This window comes from Afipia sp. GW822-FHT03D08 (assembly GCF_058801645.1).
The window spans coordinates 521,210-538,191 of sequence record NZ_JBXANK010000002.1 but is presented as its reverse complement, the minus strand read 5'-3'; the positions used below and the strand labels follow the sequence as shown (position 1 = coordinate 538,191).

The following is a 16,982-nucleotide window of genomic DNA, read 5'->3' as shown; positions in this document are numbered from 1 at the left end:
CGTTAGTATCATTCAAATCGGTGTGAGCCTGAAAGAAGTTTGGTATGTCTTCGGTCATCAATCCCGACATAGTCGATAGCAAGCAGCGCGCGAGAGCCATTGCGCGGGTGCGCGAGCGGGGCGTGGTGATGCCGACGTTCTCGCAGCTTGCCAACCCGTCCAGCATTCCCGCCGCGGCGTCGAAGGTGCTGGTGGATATTGCGCCCGACGAACCTCATGCCGCAAATCTCTGGCGGGTCCATTGGTACAACGGGGCCGATCGCACCAGCCGGATCGATGTGCCGGGTTATATCGTGCTCCCGGAAGCGCTCACCGGTGTGAAAGCGCCGATTGTTGTATTGCTCGGCCGGCGTTTTCCGATGATCGGCGCGCACAAAGTCCTGCCTGCCTATTCGGCGCTGGCAGCGCAGCTTGTGACGGGGCGGTTCGATCCGGAGCAGCAAAAGGCGATCTGGCCTTCGACTGGGAATTACTGCCGCGGCGGGGTCTCGGTGTCGCGTGTGCTTGGCTGCCGCGGTGTGGCCGTGCTTCCCGAGGGCATGAGCCGCGAGCGGTTTGAGTGGCTCGAAAAGTGGGTTGCGCATCCGGATGATATCGTGCGCACACCCGGCACCGAAAGCAACGTCAAGGAAATCTACGACAAGTGCGCTGAACTTGCTCGCGATCCGCAGAACGTGATTCTCAATCAGTTCTCGGCATTCTCGAATTATATCATTCACTATGCCTGCACGGGCAGTGCGGCGGAGCAGGCGTTTCTCGCTTTCAACGGCAGCGGCCAGCGGCGTCTCGCTGCGTTTGTGTCGGCGACCGGCTCGGCCGGCACCATTGCGGCAGGCGACTATCTGAAGACGCGGCATGGGACGAAGATTGCCGCGGTCGAAGCGCTCGAATGCCCGACGATGCTGAACAACGGCTACGGCGAGCACAATATTCAGGGTATCGGCGACAAGCATATTCCATTCATCCATAACGTGATGAATACCGACGTTGTCGTCGGCGTCTCGGATCGTGTTACCGACAGCCTCAATCTGCTGTTCGGCTCTGATGTCGGCCGAAAGTATCTTCAGGGTCGCCAGAAACTCGACGGCAAGCTGATTGCAGCCTTCGCGGATGTCGGCATTTCCGGCTTCGCCAACATTGTCGCCTCGATCAAGCTCGCAAAACAGCTTCACTACGGACCCGATGATGTCATCGTCACCGTCGCGACCGATAGTGCGTCGCTTTATGACAGCGAGCGTGACAGCTATCGCGCGAAGCATTTTCCGTCGTTTGACGAAGTTAATGCGGGAGAGATTTTTGGCTCCTGCCTAACGTCGATCGCAACCGACAATGTCGTGGAATTGACCGATCAGTTGCGCCGGCAGGTTTTCAATCTCGGCTATTACACCTGGGTGGAGCAGCAGGGCGTCAGTGTCGACGATTTCGAGCGCCGCAGGCACCAGTCGTTCTGGAATGGTCTCGTATCGAGCCTTCCGGAATGGGATCGCCTGATCGAGGATTTCAACGTTGAGGCCTTCGGGCCGCAGTACAAGACCGAAATGGCAGGCAAGGCAAAGTCATGAGCGTAGGTCAGGATATCGTCCAGCCATATCAGAAGCTGCGAGAGAACCTCGCGCGCCGAGACCGAAGTCTTCGCGAGAAGGTTGTGAGTCTGGAAGAAGCGGCATCATTCGTCGGCGACGGCGCATCGGTTGGGATTGGGGGTTCGACCATATCGCGCACGCCGATGGCCATGATCTGGCAGTTGATCCGGGCGCGGAAGAAAGAACTTTGCTGTTCGCGCTGCATTATCTCGACTGACGGCGATCTGCTGCTGGGATCTGGTGCAGCCAATCACATCATTTCGAGCTGGTTCGCCCAAGGCATCCTGTGGGGCCTTTCGAAGGTGATGCGCCACTATGTTGAAGGCGGAACGGCACGTTACGACGAATGGAGCCACATGGGTGTCGGCATGCGCTTCCGCGCCGGTGCGATGGGTGTTCCGTTCATGCCGATGCGCTCGATGCTGGGCTCCGATGTGGCCCGCATTCGTCCGGAAGCCAAGGAATTCGATTGTCCCTTCACCGGTGAGAAAGTGCTGCTGGTCCCCGCGCTGAATCCGGACGTTGCGGTGATCCATGTGCAGCGCTGCGATGCTTATGGCAATGCCCAGATCGATGGCTTGCAGTTCATGGATATCGATCTTGCGATGGCAGCCAACCGCGTGATCTTGACCACCGAGCGGATTGTTTCCAACGATCAGATCCGTCGCGCGCCTGACCAGACCAAGATTCCATTCTTCTGCGTCGATGCGGTAGTTGAGGTGCCTTACGGCTCCGCGCCGCACGAATGTTATGGCGTCTACGAGCCGATGATGAACCATCTCAATGCGTACGTGGCGCAGGTGAACGGCGATCCCGTTGGTGGAATGAAGAAGTATCTCGACGAGTACGTCTACGGCCCGAAAACCTGGAACGATTTTCTTGCGAAGATCGGGATGGACGAAATCGTGACGGCGAGCCGCAGGGGCAGGAGCATTTTCGATGACTGAACAGAATCGTCATACAGCTTCGGAGATGCTGGCGATCCTGAGCGCGCGCCAGCTCAAGGAAGGTCAGGTTGTATTTGCCGGCATTGGCATTCCCTTGCTGGCTGCGACGCTGGCGCAGCGTCTGCGTTGCCCTGGCCTGACAATCCTGTTTGAAGGCGGCGTGATCGGTGCGTTTGTCGAGCCCGGCAAGTTGCCGCCATCGACCAACGATCAGCGTTGTACCAAGCGTGCCAACATGGTGCTGGGCAGCGCCGAAGTTCTTCTGCTGCTGCAGCGCGGATATGTCGACGTCGGCTTCATGGGCGGCGCCCAGATCGACAAGTACGGAAATCTGAACTCGTCCTTTATTGGCGATTCCGAGAAGCCCAAGACACGACTTCCGGGGACTGGCGGCGGAAACGACATTTCCAGCCTGACCAACATGATCGTTGCGATGAAGCACGAGAAGCGCCGCTTCGTTGATCAGGTCGATTTCATAACTAGCCCTGGCTTTATCCGCGGCGGAAAATCCCGCGCTGAAAGCGGGCTGCCGGAAGGCGGCATGTTCCGTGTGATCACTGAACTTGCGGTGTTCGGCTTCGACGAGACCTCGCGCCGGATGAAGGTACTCGCCCTCAATCCGGGCATCACGCGCGAACAGGTCCAGGACAACACCGGTTTCGATCTGATTTTTGACGATCAGGTCAACGTTACTGAGCCGCCCACCGAGCACGAGCTGACCACGCTCCGAATGCTCGATCCCGATCGTCTCTTCATCGCATAAGAATAAACGAGGAAGCAAACATGACCCTACTGTCGAACACGTTCGGTATCGCCGCACGCAATTTCACTGCCTATCCCGAAATGCCGGATGCGAAAGCGCTGGTGGACTACGGTGTGCGCGTCGAGGAACTGGGCTACGATTCGCTCTGGGTCTGGGATCACATTCTTCTTGGTGTGGACCCGCACTTTCCGATCCTGGATTCGCTGACAACGCTGACCGCAATCGCCGCGCGCACCAGCAAAATCAAGCTCGGCACCGGCATTCTTGTTCTGCCGCTGCGCAACCCGGTTGCACTGGCCAAGCAGTTGTCCAGCATGGATCAGTTCTCAGGTGGCCGCCTGCTGATGGGCATGGCGTCAGGCTGGTACAAGCGCGAGTTCGATGCCATGGGTATTCCGTTCGACAAGCGCGGCAAGCTGATGGATGAAAATCTGGAAATCATGCGCCGTCTGTGGTCGGAGCCGATGGTCGATGGAAAGTACATGGCTCACGACATCTCGGCCGCGGTCATGTATCCTAAGCCGGCACAGCAGCCGACTCTGCCTATCCTTATCGGTGGCTATGTCGACAGGGTCCTGCAGCGCGCAGCAACTGTTGGCGACGGCTGGCTGACCTACTTCTATCCGCCCGAAGCTTTCGCAAAATCTTGGGCCAAGCTCCGCAACTTCGCCAAGGAGGGCGGCAAGGATCCTGACAAGCTTCTCAACGCTTCGCAATTGCCGATCATGATCGGTCCGTCCAAGGCTGCCGTTCAGGATGAGATGAACGAGTGGCTGATTAAGGAATGGGACTTCCCTGAACACAGCGACTGCTCGCGCGAGAGCGCCATCATGGGCAACGTCGATGAGTGCGTCGAGCAATTGAAGGCTCACCAGGCTGTCGGCGTTCAGAAGATCATCTTCGTGCCCTACAAGTACCGGATGGATCAGGTCGAACTGATCGCGAAGGAGATCATTCCAAGGCTGAGGGCGAAGTAACAACCCAAGCTGGAGCGGGCGATGCCCGGTCACCTATCATGATCAGTGTTTTTGATCTGTTCAAGATCGGGATCGGGCCGTCATCCTCTCACACGGTCGCCCCAATGAAGGCCGCAGCGGCCTTCATGTCAGCCCTTGATGAATCTCAGCGCTCGCGCCTGAGACGCTTGCAAGTCACGTTGCTTGGATCCCTTGCGTGGACCGGGCGTGGTCATGGAACGGACAAGGCCGTTATGCTTGGGCTTTCTGGTTTCTCGCCGGAGACTGTCGATCCTGATGATGCGGACCGCCGCATCGCTGTCGTTGCTGCCACGGCCAAGCTCGTACTGAAGGATGGATTGACGATCCATTTCGACCCGGTACAGGATATCGTTTTCAATTTTGATGAGCCGACGCCGGTTCATCCGAATACGCTCCGATTTGCGGCCCTTGATCAGGATGGCCACGAGTTGTGGGCCGAAACCTGGTACTCGCTCGGCGGCGGATTCGTTCAGCGAGAGGGCGAAACGGGTTCTGCAGCAGAGTCGTCCGCGGCCATTCCATTCGACTACCGAAGCGCGGCTGAATTGATCGAAATGTGCGACCGCTCTGGTCTCTCGATCGCGCAGGTAGTGCTCGCGAACGAAACCGCACTTGCGGATGAAGCGTCAGTCTACGATCGGCTCGATCGTCTCGTTGCGGTGATGTTCGACTGTATAGACCGCGGGATACGCACCGATGGTCAGTTGCCGGGTGGCTTGAAGGTCAAGCGTCGCGCTCGCTCGCTTCATGCCCGGCTGCAGGCGTCAGAAAGCCGCAACGTGCGGCATTCCATCGCAGCGATGGATTATGCAAGCTTGTACGCGATCGCTGTAAACGAGGAAAATGCGGCAGGCGGCCGGGTTGTTACTGCCCCGACCAATGGCGCCGCTGGCGTCATTCCTGCAGTTCTGAGGTATTACACCGACCATTGTGAGGGCTCCTCCCAGGACGGCGTCAGGATTTTTCTCCTGACCAGCGCAGCGATTGGCGGGCTCTGCAAGATGAACGCTTCCATCTCCGGCGCTGAAGTCGGGTGTCAGGGGGAGGTGGGTGTGGCATGCTCCATGGCTGCGGCCGGCCTGACAGCGGCACTGGGCGGCAGCAGCCGGCAGATTGAAAATGCCGCGGAGATCGGGATGGAGCACCATCTCGGAATGACCTGCGATCCGATTGGCGGGCTGGTGCAAATCCCCTGCATCGAACGCAACGCATTTGGCGCGATCAAGGCCATTAATGCGGCGTCGCTGGCGCTGAGCGGCGATGGGTCGCATCACGTTAGTTTGGATCAGGTTATCCGTACGATGCGGGATACCGGGGCCGATATGCAAACGAAATACAAGGAAACGTCGCGCGGAGGGCTCGCAGTCAGTGTGCCGGATTGCTGAAAAAAACTTGACGGCGAACGGCCTTTGCAGATGATACTAAGATACTAAAAATAGGACTATCTGGGTTCAGGATAACAGTTAGATAAATACAAGCGGACAACTGGCACAAGCTTTGCTTGAAAAAGACCTGATTTCCGCACTCAAACGGAGGAAATGGAAGATGGCGAAACACACCAAACTACTTGCGACAATCGCGTTGCTGTCGGCCGGCGTTGCCGGCCAGGCCGCAGCCCAGACGATCAAAATCGGCGTCAACGAACCGCTGACCGGACCCTTTGCTGCGTCGGGTACCTATGTCGTCAACGGCGCCAAGATCGCCGCTGATGAAATTAATTCCAAGGGCGGCATTCTCGGCAAGAAGATCGAGCTTGTCATCGAGGACAACAAGAGCAACCCGACTGAAGCTGCAGCTGTAGCCGAGAAGCTGATTACGGCCGACAAGGTGCCGGTCATCATGGGCGCCTGGGGATCGAGCCTGACGCTGGCCGTGATGCCGAAGCTGATGGAATACAAGGTTCCGATGGTGGTTGAGACGTCTTCGTCGGGCAAGATCACGACGACCGGCAATCCCTACATCTTCCGCATCTCGCCGCCGTCGTCGGTCGAAGCCGCGGCGTTCAAGCCAATTCTTCCCAAGCTGTCGATCAAGAAGGCAGACTTCCTTGTCATCAACAATGATTGGGGCCGCGGCGCCGCTGAAGATTTCGGAAAGGTCTTGAAGGCTGACAATATTCAGGTTGGCCTCGTCGAGACGATGGACCAGTCCGCTCAAGATATGAGCGCTCAGTTGTCGAAAATTAAGGCAACCGACTCTGACACGATCATGGTGACGACTGCTGTCGAGCAACTCACGCTCGTTCTGAAACAGGCAACAGCACTCGGCATCAAGAAGCAGATCGTGACGACTGGCGGCTCGCAGAATCCCGATCAGTTGATTGATCAGGCTGGCGTCGCTGCCAACGGAACGTTTCACCTGACGACGTTCGCTCCGTGGTATCCGGACGAGACGCCGAATCCGCCGGCGACCAAGTACTTCCTTGGCGAATGGAAAAAGCGCGGCTTCAACTTCGCCGGCGCGACCGAGAGCTTCCGTGGATACGACGGCATCCGCACGATCGCGGCTGCTATCGAGAAAGCAGGCAAGGCAGAGCCCGAGGCGATCGCTGCCGCATTGTGGCAGACTGAACTGCTCGGCCTGAACGGCAAGATCAAGTTCGAGAAGCAGGGGCCCTCCGGCAAGGAGAGCGGGCAGAGCATGCCCAACGTCTACCTGATCAAGATCGACAACTCGAAGGTCGTTCTTCCCAAGCTGTAAGCATGGAGGCGCGAGCATCGTCTCGATGCCCGCGCCTTTCCATTCCAAAGGCACGGCGGCCTCCGCCGAACGATGAGTTTTGACCTGGATAAAGCTCGATGACTGAATTTCTGCAACACATGATCAACATGCTGATCCTCGGCAGCACGTATGCGCTGCTCGGAATCGGCCTGACTTTGATCTTTGGCATCATGCGCGTGGTGAACTTTGCGCACGGCGAGCTTTATGCGTTCGGTGCGTACTTCGTGTACTTCATCGCTGTGATGCTTGGGTTCAACTTTTTTCTGGCGCTGCTTTTTGCGATTGTCGCCGGATGCCTTCTTGGCGCGCTGATTGAGTTCGTTCTTCTGCGTCCGATGCGAGGTGCCGATATCGACACTACCATGCTGATCATGATCGGTGCGATGATCGTGATGCAAAACGCAGAGCAGTACGTCTGGGGCGGCGTCGCGAAGGCAGTCAATACGCCGTTTCCGGAGACGCCGTTGACGATTGGTCCTTTCTCGGTGTCGTGGTTGAGGCTTTTCGTATTCTTCGCGGCGCTGGCGTTGATCGCCATCTCGTACTTCCTGATCAACCGCACCAAGCTCGGCAAGGCGATGCGTGCGACATTCCAGGACACCGACACCGCCTCGCTGATGGGTGTCAACATTCAGGCGATCTACATGGCCACCTTCGCCATCGGTTCGGCGCTCGCGGCGGCCGCAGGCGCGCTGCTCGGGCCGGTTTACGTGATCTCCCCGCAGATGGGCAACATCGCGTCGCTGAAGGCGTTTGCCATCGTCATTCTCGGCGGTCTCGGCAGCATCGGCGGCGCAACAATCGGTGGCTTCATCCTGGCCTTTGCCGAGGAGATGGGCGCCGGGTACATCTCGTCGGGTTACCGCGACGCCATGGGCTTTCTGATTATCATCGCGGTCTTGCTATTCAAACCGACCGGACTCTTTGCACGATCGGAGCGAATTGGATGAAACGGCTTCTCCCCTGGGTTGCGATTGTCGTATTCGCATCGGTTCCGTTGTGGCTGAAGGATCCTTATCTCCTGAATGCCTTTATCACGACGGGCATCTTCATCATCGCGGCGATGAGCCTCAATCTGCTGCTGGGTTACACCGGCCAGCTGAGTCTCGGTCATGTCGCCTTTTTCGGTATCGGGGCTTACGTCAGCGCGCTGACGGCGCTCGGGTTCGACGTGGAACTGATCGGCGGCATCCGCGTCGTTCATGAGCCATGGCCCGTCTGGCTTGGCTTTATCATCGCCATACTCGTGTCCGGGCTGTGCGGATACATTGTGGGCAAGCTGTCGTTCCGGGTTCGCGGTGCCTACTTCGTCATTGTGACGATTAGCTTTGCGGAAGTCGTCCGACTTGTGGCGTTGAACTGGGTAGAACTGACCCAGGGTCCGCTGGCGCTGACTTCGATTCCGCCCATGACACTCGGACTTCCCGGGCTCGGCTATTTCGATTTCTTCAGCAAGCAATCGAACTACTATCTGGTCCTCGGCGTCGTGGTTATCTCCTACATCATCATCAGCCGCCTGGTGAATTCGCGGGTCGGGCGCGCGATGGTGGCGCTGAAGGAGAATGAATCGCTGGCGGTTTCCGTCGGTATCGATGTCACCCGCTATCTGGTATTGGCGGCTGTCGTATCTGCCGGCATCGCCGGAGCGGCAGGAAGCCTGTACGCGCACTATCTGAAAATCATCGATCCCGACGTCTTCCTCTTTCTCTACACCGTTACCATGGTGATCATGGTGATTACCGGCGGCAAAGGAACGTTGGCAGGGCCGCTCGTCGGCGGATTGATTTTCGGGTTCATCCCCGTTGTTGCGCGCTCGTTCGCCGCTCCGGAAATTCAGTGGATTCTCTACGGGGTGTTCATGATCCTGATCGTGTTCGTGCTGCCGCAGGGGATCGTTCCGGCCATTGAGAAATGGTTCGGGGTCGATGAAACCAGGGATCCTGCCATTGCGCCGGAAGCCAAGATGCAGGATGCGCCATGATGCAGGCTCAAGCAGCTAAGGTTCAAGCAGCCAAGACGCTACCAGCACTCTCGATCGAACACATTGCGGTTCACTTCGGCGGTCTTGTTGCGATCTCGGACATGAACTTCGTCGTTAACGAAGGCGAAGTCGTCAGTCTGATCGGGCCGAACGGCGCGGGCAAGACGACCGCATTCAATGTCATCACTGGCTTCCTGCGGCCGACAAAGGGAGAAGTGATTTATCGCGGCACGTCGCTGAACAATCTGAAACCGCACGAAGTTACGGCATTGGGCCTGGTGCGGACGTTTCAGCGCACCAGCGTATTCCAGAGTGTCAGCGTGTTCGAGAATGTCATGATCGGCCTGCATCGCCGCGGCCGCTCGCAATTGTGGGATACCTTGCTGGCGCTGCCGCGGGAGCGAGAGTCCGAAAAGGAACTGCGGACACGCGCGGCGGAAATTCTGGCCCTGGTTGGTATTGAACGCCGCTCGCGTGAAATGGCAGGCTCGCTCGCCTATGGCGATCAGCGGCTTCTGGGTGTGGCATTGGCGTTGGCTGCGGATCCTTCGATGCTATTGCTCGACGAGCCGGTCTCGGGCATGAACGCAACGGAGACAGCGCGATTCATGCAGCTTCTCGATAAGTTACGCGGTCTCGGCGTCACGATCCTGCTCGTGGAGCATGACATGCCAATGGTGATGGGCGTGTCTGACCGCATTGTTGTTCTTAACTACGGCCGGATCATTGCCGAAGGCCCACCGTCGGCAATTCAGGGTAATCCTGAAGTCATTCGTGCTTATCTCGGGCAAGGAGCGAAGAAACGTGCTAGAGATTAGCGATCTCGTTTGCCGTTACGGCAAGGTTGAAGCGATCAAGGGTATCTCTCTCTCGATCAAGCAGGGGCAGCTCGTCGCGCTGATTGGCGCGAACGGGGCCGGGAAGAGCACGACATTGCGCTCCATTTCTGGAATCTTGCCCTCGGCGTCCGGCCGCATGATCTTCGAAGGAGAAGACATCACCCGGTGTTCGGCGCGGGAGATTCTGGCGCGAGGTATTGCCCACTGTCCTGAAGGACGCCGGGTGTTCCCTGACATGACAGTCGAGGAGAACCTCGATATGGGGGCGTATCTGCGGCGTGACGCTGATGGTGTTGCAGAGGATCGTGATCGGGTTCTCACGCAGTTTCCCCGGCTTGCGGAGCGGCGCAGTCAGGTGGCAGGGACTCTGTCGGGCGGCGAGCAGCAGATGCTGGCAATCGGCCGCGCGATTATGTCCAAACCGAAGCTGATGATGTTCGATGAACCATCCCTGGGGCTCGCGCCGAATATTGTGGAGCAGGTGTTCGAGATCATCGACGGAATCCGCAAATCAGGCACCACGGTGCTGATGGTGGAGCAGAATGCCTACTCCGCGCTGGATATGTGCGACTATGCTTATCTGATGGAAGCTGGGTCGATCGTGTTGTCGGGGCGAGGAGAAGAGTTGATCGACGACAAGCACATTCGCGAGGCCTATCTCGGTGGCTGACGATCTGGCGGCGCAATTGTGCGCGGCACTTTGTGGATAAAAAAATCGCCGTGCTCCTTCGTGGAGCGCGGCGAAAGCTTTAGCGCGTGCCTTAGCTGGCGCGATTCTGGGTTGTCTCCCGGCGAATGCCGCCGGCGGTTTCCTCGCGTTTCACTTCCGGAAACAGCCACATCGCGAACACCATGAAGACGCCCAGAAACACCACGAGATACTGAATGCGCTCGTGGCCGAGCGTGTGTTGCATATAGAATGCGACAGCCGCGACAATGATAACGACCAAAGACAGCGCCAATTTGATCTTCACGGGCATCGATTGCTCCTTTGGTTATATGGACGGAAAGTCACGACAGGATCGCGAACGCTGAACCGCCGACTTTGGCAAGTACGGCGAGCGCCAGGATCTGAATGCCGACCAGTACGGATAGTTCGATTGTCGCGTTCCGCAGGGGCCAGCGCCATTCCTCGAATAGCGCTGGCGTGAACAAGAATATAAGTCCGCTGACGACGACCAGCGTGCTCCACCGCAGTTCGACATATCCGTAGAGTCCAGTGCCGGCGAGCAGCGTCGCGAGCAGAACGACGTTGCCGATAATCAACAAGGTTGCGGGAAGCGACCTTGCCGCGTCGGGCCGGGCATCGAGCGGAAATTTTCCAGCAATTATGAGAAAGGCAACGCCACAGACGGTTGCCAGTCCGGCGAACCAAACCAGGGACAACCAGTTCGGCTCAATCGTGCTCATGTCGAATCTCCCGCGCGGACTGCGTTTATTCGGCGGGCGTGGCAAAGCCCGAGCGCTGGCCGACAGCGTCGGGTTTTGGCGTACGCGAGGTTTTACGCATGTTTTTGCGGATGTAACGGGTGTCGTAGCCGTTGAAGATGTGGCCGATCAGTCCGCGATCGAGATCCGATGTGCCGAACAGCCAGTCCATCACGGGGAAGGTCAGGTTCATGTTTCGCTCCATCATGATCGATTGATTGTGATGAGCCGCATGATGCCGCCGGATAGTGTTGACGAACGGCATGTTGCGGACAAACCAGTTTTCGTCGACGTGGCAGCAGAAGTGCATGAACTCATAGATAAGATACATCGATGTCGTGGTGCAGATCAGCAGCCAGCCGACGTTCGGTGACACCAGCCACCCCAGCACGAGTGCCGGCGGAATCGACATCAATGTGAAGGTGACCAAGGCGTAGGGCGGGAAAAACGTCACGCGCCAGTCGTTATGGTCCGCGAAGCGCATCTCCTCTTCGGTGAAGAATTGGTGATGCATCAGGGTGTGCCGGTTGTAGATCGCACGGAATGCCTTGATCTGCGACGGCCGGTGCATGACGAACCGGTGAATCCACCATTCGAAGAAATTTGCCGCCAGGAAGGTGACAGGCACGATCAGCCATTCCCACCAGCGAACATTGCCGATGTTGGCGATGTAGACCGAGAGGGCAGTGAGCCCGATCACATAAATGACGAAGGCGTGTAGCCAGCCATTGTACCAGCCAGCGATGCGATCCCTGTAGGTGGCCCGGTATTTACGCTGCCGGTCGGTCATTGGGCTGGATGAGAGTTCCATGGCGCAATCTCCGTCATTTTCTGAACGGCCGGCGACGTCGTCCAGCCTCTTCGATCTGACATATCACCAATCTATTAGGCCGGCAACCGGCATTGCGACACTGCGGCACGCAAAAAGTGCTTGCTGAAATCTGTCTGATATATTTATCGTATGGCAACGGCGCACGGCAGATGCGCTTAGCTTACATGGGAGGATATCAATGAGGCTCACCCGTCGTGCCTTTTCGAAGTTCGCAGGTGCCGGTGTTGCCGCCGCCGCGGCGCCCCAGCTATTTGCCCCGGCCATTGCCCAGGACAAGCCATTCAAGATCGGCATCATCGCACCACGCTCCGGTGTCGCCGGTACCGCCGGCGAATGCGGTATCCGCGCCGTGCAATGGGCGGCGGACCGTATGAACAAGGAGGGTGGCATTGCCGGACGCAAGTTCGAGCTTGTCATTGAAGAAGAGACCAACCCCAAGGACACGATCGAACGTTTCCGTCGCCTGGTGCTGCAGGAGAAGGTCGAAAGCGTCCACGGACTGATCTCGACCGGCGTCAGCCTTGGCGTAGCTCCTGTTGCGGAAGAAGAGCAGTCGCTCTTGGTGATGTGGGATGGCACAACGCAGGACGGCGTCAAGGAAGTGATGCCGAAGTCGCGCTATGTATTTCGCTCGACTGACAATGAATGCGAGGCTGTGATGGCGTCGCTGCTCGCGGTCAAGCACTTCAAGGGTAAATTCAAACGGGTCGCTGGCATCAATCCGGATTACTCCTACGGCCGCAACAACTGGGAAGCTTTCCGGCAGATTCTCGCACGCTATGGTGTGGAGGCTGAGTTCGTCGCCGAGCAGTGGCCAAAGGTTGGCACCCTTGATCTGACATCACATATCGCCGCGCTCAAGGCCGCCAAGCCCGATCTGATCTTCTCATCGATGCTGTTCGCCGATCTTCCGGTATTCATGAAGCAGGGCGCTGCGGCGGGTCTGTTCGACGGCGTAAAGGTCGTGCTGCCGGCGGCCGGCTGGCAACTCAATCAGCTCAAGAAAGAATTCATGCCCGAGGGCGTGATCTTCGGACACAACACCCTCTATTTCGATCATCCGCAGGCATCGCCGCTGCAAAAGGCTTTTGTTCAGGATTACATGGATCGCTACAAGGAGGCGCCGCACTGGGAAGCGGATCGTGCCTACTTCGCGCTCGCAAGTTACAAGGCGGGCGTTGAAGCCGCGCAGAAAGCCGCGAAGAAATGGCCGACGCCGGATGTGGTCGCGGAAGCAATGCCCGGCCTCGAAGTGGAAAGCCTCGGCGGCAAGGGCCGATTCCGCAAGGACAAGATCGCGGAGCAGGTGTTCTATCAGGGGCCGTCGACAAACACGAACAAGTACGATTTCCCGACATTGGCTTCGATTGACACATTCCAGGCCGAGCAACTGCAGAAACCGCCGGGCGCGGATTTCTGGGAATGGATCAAGACCGCCAAGATGCCTGTCTGAGCCATGACGGCGATCGTCGACATCATTCTCGGTGGGACATTCCACGCCGCCATCCTGTTTCTGGTGGCGGCGGGGCTTCAGCTCGTATTCGGCGTGCAGCAGATCGTGAATCTCGCCTGTGGCTCATTTTATGCCCTCGGCGCATATTTCGGGATTACTGCGGTCGCTGTTGCGATGAAGTTCGGATTGCCGCCGCTCATGTTCTTTCCTGTGCTTATTCTCGCGGGGCTTGTAATCGGCGTCGTTGGACTGCCAATCGAGCGGGTGCTGCGTACGGTGTACCGCCGGGACGAGAGCTATCAGTTGCTGCTCACTTTCGGCCTGCTTCTGATGTTTCAGGATGTCTTTCGCTTCACGTGGGGCGCGACGCCGCGCACCATGGACAATGCCTACATGATATATGGCACGACCCATATCATGGGTGTGCAGGTGCCGACCTATAATCTGCTGGTGATAGCGGCGAGTATCGGCATTGCCGCCGCGCTAGGGCTGTTTCTGCAACGTACGAAAACCGGCCGCATCGTGCGGGCGACTGCGGAAAACCGCGATATGGCCGAAGGACTCGGTGTCAATGCGTCGAAAATTTTCGCGCTTGTCTTCACCGTTGGCTGCATGCTCGGAACGGTCGGCGGCGCACTGGTTGTCCCATCCAGTGCTGCGTCGCTCGACATGGCCGTTGAGCTGGTCGTGGAGGCGTTTGCCGTCGTTGTGATCGGCGGGCTGGGAAGCATGCGCGGCGCGCTTGTCGGTGCGTTGATCGTCGGACTGATGCGTGCGGCATCGATCTCGATCATGCCGGAAATGGAGCTGCTGTCAGTCTATCTCGTGGTCGTCGCGGCGCTCATCCTCAGACCCGCCGGATTGTTTGGCAAGGTGACGGCATGAGTGAACAATCCATCGATCTCTCGCTGAGTGCGCCGAGGCGGAACCCGCTCCCCCGGATCAAGGGCCTCTGGGTCTTTTTCGGCTTGATCGCGATTATGGGTCTGCTTCCGCTTGTCGCATCGCCGTATGCGCTTCTCCTGCTCGTGCCGTTCTTTGCCTACGCAATCGCGCTGTTTGGATTCAATCTTCTGTTCGGAACGACGGGCCTGCTGTCGTTTGGGCACGCCCTCTTTCTTGGCGTCGGTGCGTATACTGCATCGACACTGACGTCAAAATTCGGTGTGCTGAGTTTCGAACTGATTGTTTTGACCAGTGCGGTGGTCTCCGCTCTTGTTGCGCTTGTTATTGGCGTTCTTTGCGTTCGCTACACCCGAATCTTCTTTGGGATGCTGACGCTGGCTTTCGGGATGCTGTTTCATTCCTTCCTGTTCAAGTTCTACAGCGTTACCGGCGGCGACCAGGGGATGCGCGTGTTGCGTCCGCTGCTGTTCGGCATGGAATGGCGCGGAGGCAAGACCGCATTTCTCACGGGGCCTTTCTATTACTATGTGCTGGCGTTGCTGGCGCTGTTAGGAGCAACGATGTGGCGCATAACCCAGTCGCCATTTGGTTTGCATCTGAAGGCAATCCGGGAAAACGCCGGCAAGGCGGCTTACGTAGGCGTGCAGATTTTCCGGATGAGGCTGGCGGCGTTCGTGATCTCGGCGGTTTATGGCGGGATCGGCGGAACGATTCTCGCAATCACCACTGGCCTGGCCGATCCCGAACTCGCGTATTGGACCCACTCCGGCAACCTCGTTTTCATGGCGGTCCTTGGCGGTAGCGGAACTTTTGTCGGCCCGGCCATCGGCGCGCTCGCCTTTGTGCTGTTGCAGGACTTCGTGATGGCGATCACGCAGTACTGGCGCTTTGTGATGGGCGGCGTCCTGGTTCTGCTTGTTATCTTCTTGCCACAAGGCTTGTCAGGTGCCGTCGAGATGCTCGTCTCTCGCAAAGCAGGGGGCAGATGATGCATCCGATCAGTACATCGCCGGATGTCCGGGCGCGGCTATTCGAGACCATCAGCGTTTCCAAACACTACGGCGCATACAGAGCGCTACAGGACGTGTCTTTCCACGTCGCCGACGGCGAGTTCGTTTCGATTGTCGGACCAAACGGCGCAGGCAAGACCACCCTTGTTAATGTTGTCACCGGCCTGTTGCGGCCGACCATCGGCGAGGTTCGCTTTCTCGGGAACGACATCGCAGGTGTGGGTCCGGTTGAGTTGGCCCGGCGCGGAATGTCGCGTGCTTTCCAGCTCGTGAATGTATTTCCGGCGCTGACGGTACGCGAAACCCTTGCGGTTGCGGTTGCTTCGCGCCTGCGGCGCATTGCCAATCCATTCCGTTCGCTGTCGAAAGACAGCGAACTTCAGGCCGACGTTGAGCGCGTGGCGGAGGTTCTCGGTCTTCGCGCCAAGCTGGATACGGTGGCATCCACCCTTTCCCAGGGTGAAAAGAAGCTGCTGGATATTGCCAGCGCTTTTGCACTTAATCCGACAGTCATCCTGCTCGACGAGCCGACAAGCGGCGTGTCCACGGGAGACAAGCATTCCATCATGGAAGTTCTCGTGTCGGCAGCGAAGGCGGCAGGGGTACGAGCCATCGTTCAGGTCGAGCATGACATGGATCTCGTGGCGCGCTATTCGCACCGGATCGTGGCTCTGCAGGAGGGCAAGGTCCTGGCCGACATGCCCCCAGACCGGTTCTTTGCCGATCCGGCGATGATTTCGGCCGTCGTTGGAACACGGCCGCCGACCTTGAGGAGGGCGTCGTAATGCTCGAGCTCTCCAACGTAAAAGTCGATATTCAGGGCAGCCGCATTCTCAACGGTATCAGCCTTTCGGTTGCGGCGGGCGAACTCGTCTGTCTGGTCGGCCGTAACGGAGCGGGCAAAACCACGACATTTCGCAGCATTATGGGTTATCGCCGTCCGCTATCCGGTGAGATCACTTTTGACGGCGCCGATCTGACGAAGCTTCCGACGTGGCGGATCGCCCAGAGCGGGATCGGCTTCTCACCAGAAGAGTCTGAAGTTTACGCCGACCTTACCGTGGCTGAAAACATCGAGCTTTCGACATGGACGCGGCCGACCGGTCGGCCGGCTCAGGAGCGCATCGAGGAAGCTTATGCGGTCTTCCCGAAACTGCGGCAGTATCTTGCGCGCGGCGGTGCGCAGTTGTCAGGCGGCGAGCGCAAGATGGTGTCCATTGCGCGTGCGCTGACGCTTGATCCGAAGCTTCTGTTGCTGGACGAGCCGTTCGAGGGATTGTCGCCAGCCATCATTCCGCTGATTGCAGAGGGCGTCGCGTCGATCCGGGCAATGGGGAAGGGCGTGCTGATGGCGGAATCGAATGTCCATCACATCCCTGACTACGTCGATCGCCTGTATGTGCTGGAGCGCGGCGAACTGATGTTTTCCGGCTCTCTGGCAGAAGCGCACCGCGACCGCGACGTCATGCGTGTGATCGCCGGCGAGGTGGAAGTGACGCACTAGTCCGATCGGCAGCCGGG

At 58.2% G+C, this 16,982-nt stretch carries 18 protein-coding genes; 15 read left to right on the top strand and 3 right to left on the bottom strand.

Annotation, left to right across the window (positions count from 1 at the left end):
• The first annotated feature begins 44 nt into the window (after positions 1-44).
• The 10 genes from AC1RM7_RS17485 (at position 45) to AC1RM7_RS17440 (ending at position 10,502) form a co-directional block, all read left to right on the top strand.
• Entirely contained in the window at positions 45-1,562 is a 1,518-nt protein-coding gene (locus tag AC1RM7_RS17485) for a pyridoxal-phosphate dependent enzyme (RefSeq protein ID WP_492839087.1), read from the top strand.
• On the top strand, positions 1,559-2,530 hold the full coding sequence (locus AC1RM7_RS17480) for a CoA transferase subunit A (protein ID WP_492839089.1): 972 nt from the start codon (positions 1,559-1,561) through the stop codon (positions 2,528-2,530). The genes AC1RM7_RS17485 and AC1RM7_RS17480 overlap by 4 nt, the downstream gene beginning before the upstream one ends.
• A complete protein-coding gene (locus tag AC1RM7_RS17475; protein WP_006019481.1) occupies positions 2,523-3,293 on the top strand; it encodes a CoA-transferase subunit beta in 771 nt (256 codons plus the stop codon). Before AC1RM7_RS17480 ends, AC1RM7_RS17475 begins: the two co-directional genes overlap by 8 nt.
• Before the next feature lie 20 nt (positions 3,294-3,313).
• The gene (locus AC1RM7_RS17470) at positions 3,314-4,270 is read left to right on the top strand and encodes an LLM class flavin-dependent oxidoreductase (protein WP_006019482.1); all 957 of its coding nucleotides are present in this window, start codon (positions 3,314-3,316) and stop codon (positions 4,268-4,270) included.
• Positions 4,271-4,308: 38 nt separating this feature from the next.
• On the top strand, positions 4,309-5,676 hold the full coding sequence (locus AC1RM7_RS17465; RefSeq protein ID WP_492839092.1) for an L-serine ammonia-lyase: 1,368 nt from the start codon (positions 4,309-4,311) through the stop codon (positions 5,674-5,676).
• Positions 5,677-5,836: 160 nt separating this feature from the next.
• On the top strand, positions 5,837-6,991 hold the full coding sequence (locus tag AC1RM7_RS17460) for an ABC transporter substrate-binding protein (protein WP_006019484.1): 1,155 nt from the start codon (positions 5,837-5,839) through the stop codon (positions 6,989-6,991).
• Between the two features lie 98 nt (positions 6,992-7,089).
• Positions 7,090-7,962 (top strand): branched-chain amino acid ABC transporter permease, encoded by an 873-nt coding sequence (locus AC1RM7_RS17455; protein ID WP_006019485.1) that lies wholly within the window; start codon positions 7,090-7,092, stop codon positions 7,960-7,962.
• On the top strand, positions 7,959-8,993 hold the full coding sequence (locus tag AC1RM7_RS17450; RefSeq protein WP_006019486.1) for a branched-chain amino acid ABC transporter permease: 1,035 nt from the start codon (positions 7,959-7,961) through the stop codon (positions 8,991-8,993). The genes AC1RM7_RS17455 and AC1RM7_RS17450 overlap by 4 nt, the downstream gene beginning before the upstream one ends.
• A complete protein-coding gene (locus AC1RM7_RS17445; protein WP_425993235.1) occupies positions 8,990-9,811 on the top strand; it encodes an ABC transporter ATP-binding protein in 822 nt (273 codons plus the stop codon). The genes AC1RM7_RS17450 and AC1RM7_RS17445 overlap by 4 nt, the downstream gene beginning before the upstream one ends.
• Complete coding sequence (locus tag AC1RM7_RS17440; protein ID WP_006019488.1) at positions 9,798-10,502, top strand: ABC transporter ATP-binding protein; 705 nt, start codon at positions 9,798-9,800, stop codon at positions 10,500-10,502. The genes AC1RM7_RS17445 and AC1RM7_RS17440 overlap by 14 nt, the downstream gene beginning before the upstream one ends.
• Before the next feature lie 91 nt (positions 10,503-10,593).
• Here AC1RM7_RS17440 and AC1RM7_RS17435 read toward each other — a convergent pair whose 3' ends face one another.
• The 3 genes from AC1RM7_RS17435 to AC1RM7_RS17425 are packed head-to-tail and all read right to left on the bottom strand — an operon-like array spanning position 10,594 to position 12,071.
• Complete coding sequence (locus AC1RM7_RS17435; protein WP_492839095.1) at positions 10,594-10,812, bottom strand: hypothetical protein; 219 nt, start codon at positions 10,810-10,812, stop codon at positions 10,594-10,596.
• 31 nt (positions 10,813-10,843) lie between these two features.
• Complete coding sequence (locus tag AC1RM7_RS17430; protein WP_492839097.1) at positions 10,844-11,242, bottom strand: hypothetical protein; 399 nt, start codon at positions 11,240-11,242, stop codon at positions 10,844-10,846.
• Positions 11,243-11,267: 25 nt separating this feature from the next.
• Positions 11,268-12,071, bottom strand: a complete 804-nt coding sequence (locus AC1RM7_RS17425; protein ID WP_006019491.1) for a sterol desaturase family protein — start codon at positions 12,069-12,071, stop codon at positions 11,268-11,270.
• Positions 12,072-12,270: 199 nt separating this feature from the next.
• On the opposite strand from AC1RM7_RS17425, the gene AC1RM7_RS17420 reads away from it, so the two are divergent.
• From AC1RM7_RS17420 to AC1RM7_RS17400, 5 genes are read left to right on the top strand one after another with little or no spacing between them, the layout of a single operon-like run.
• Positions 12,271-13,545: an ABC transporter substrate-binding protein gene (locus AC1RM7_RS17420; RefSeq protein WP_492839099.1), complete on the top strand. Its 1,275-nt coding sequence runs from the start codon at positions 12,271-12,273 to the stop codon at positions 13,543-13,545.
• A gap of 3 nt (positions 13,546-13,548) precedes the next feature.
• Entirely contained in the window at positions 13,549-14,430 is an 882-nt protein-coding gene (locus AC1RM7_RS17415) for a branched-chain amino acid ABC transporter permease (RefSeq protein WP_006019493.1), read from the top strand.
• On the top strand, positions 14,427-15,440 hold the full coding sequence (locus AC1RM7_RS17410; protein WP_492839102.1) for a branched-chain amino acid ABC transporter permease: 1,014 nt from the start codon (positions 14,427-14,429) through the stop codon (positions 15,438-15,440). Before AC1RM7_RS17415 ends, AC1RM7_RS17410 begins: the two co-directional genes overlap by 4 nt.
• Entirely contained in the window at positions 15,440-16,246 is an 807-nt protein-coding gene (locus tag AC1RM7_RS17405) for an ABC transporter ATP-binding protein (RefSeq protein WP_492943898.1), read from the top strand. The genes AC1RM7_RS17410 and AC1RM7_RS17405 overlap by 1 nt, the downstream gene beginning before the upstream one ends.
• The gene (locus tag AC1RM7_RS17400; protein ID WP_492839106.1) at positions 16,246-16,965 is read left to right on the top strand and encodes an ABC transporter ATP-binding protein; all 720 of its coding nucleotides are present in this window, start codon (positions 16,246-16,248) and stop codon (positions 16,963-16,965) included. The genes AC1RM7_RS17405 and AC1RM7_RS17400 overlap by 1 nt, the downstream gene beginning before the upstream one ends.
• Positions 16,966-16,982: the final 17 nt, after the last annotated feature.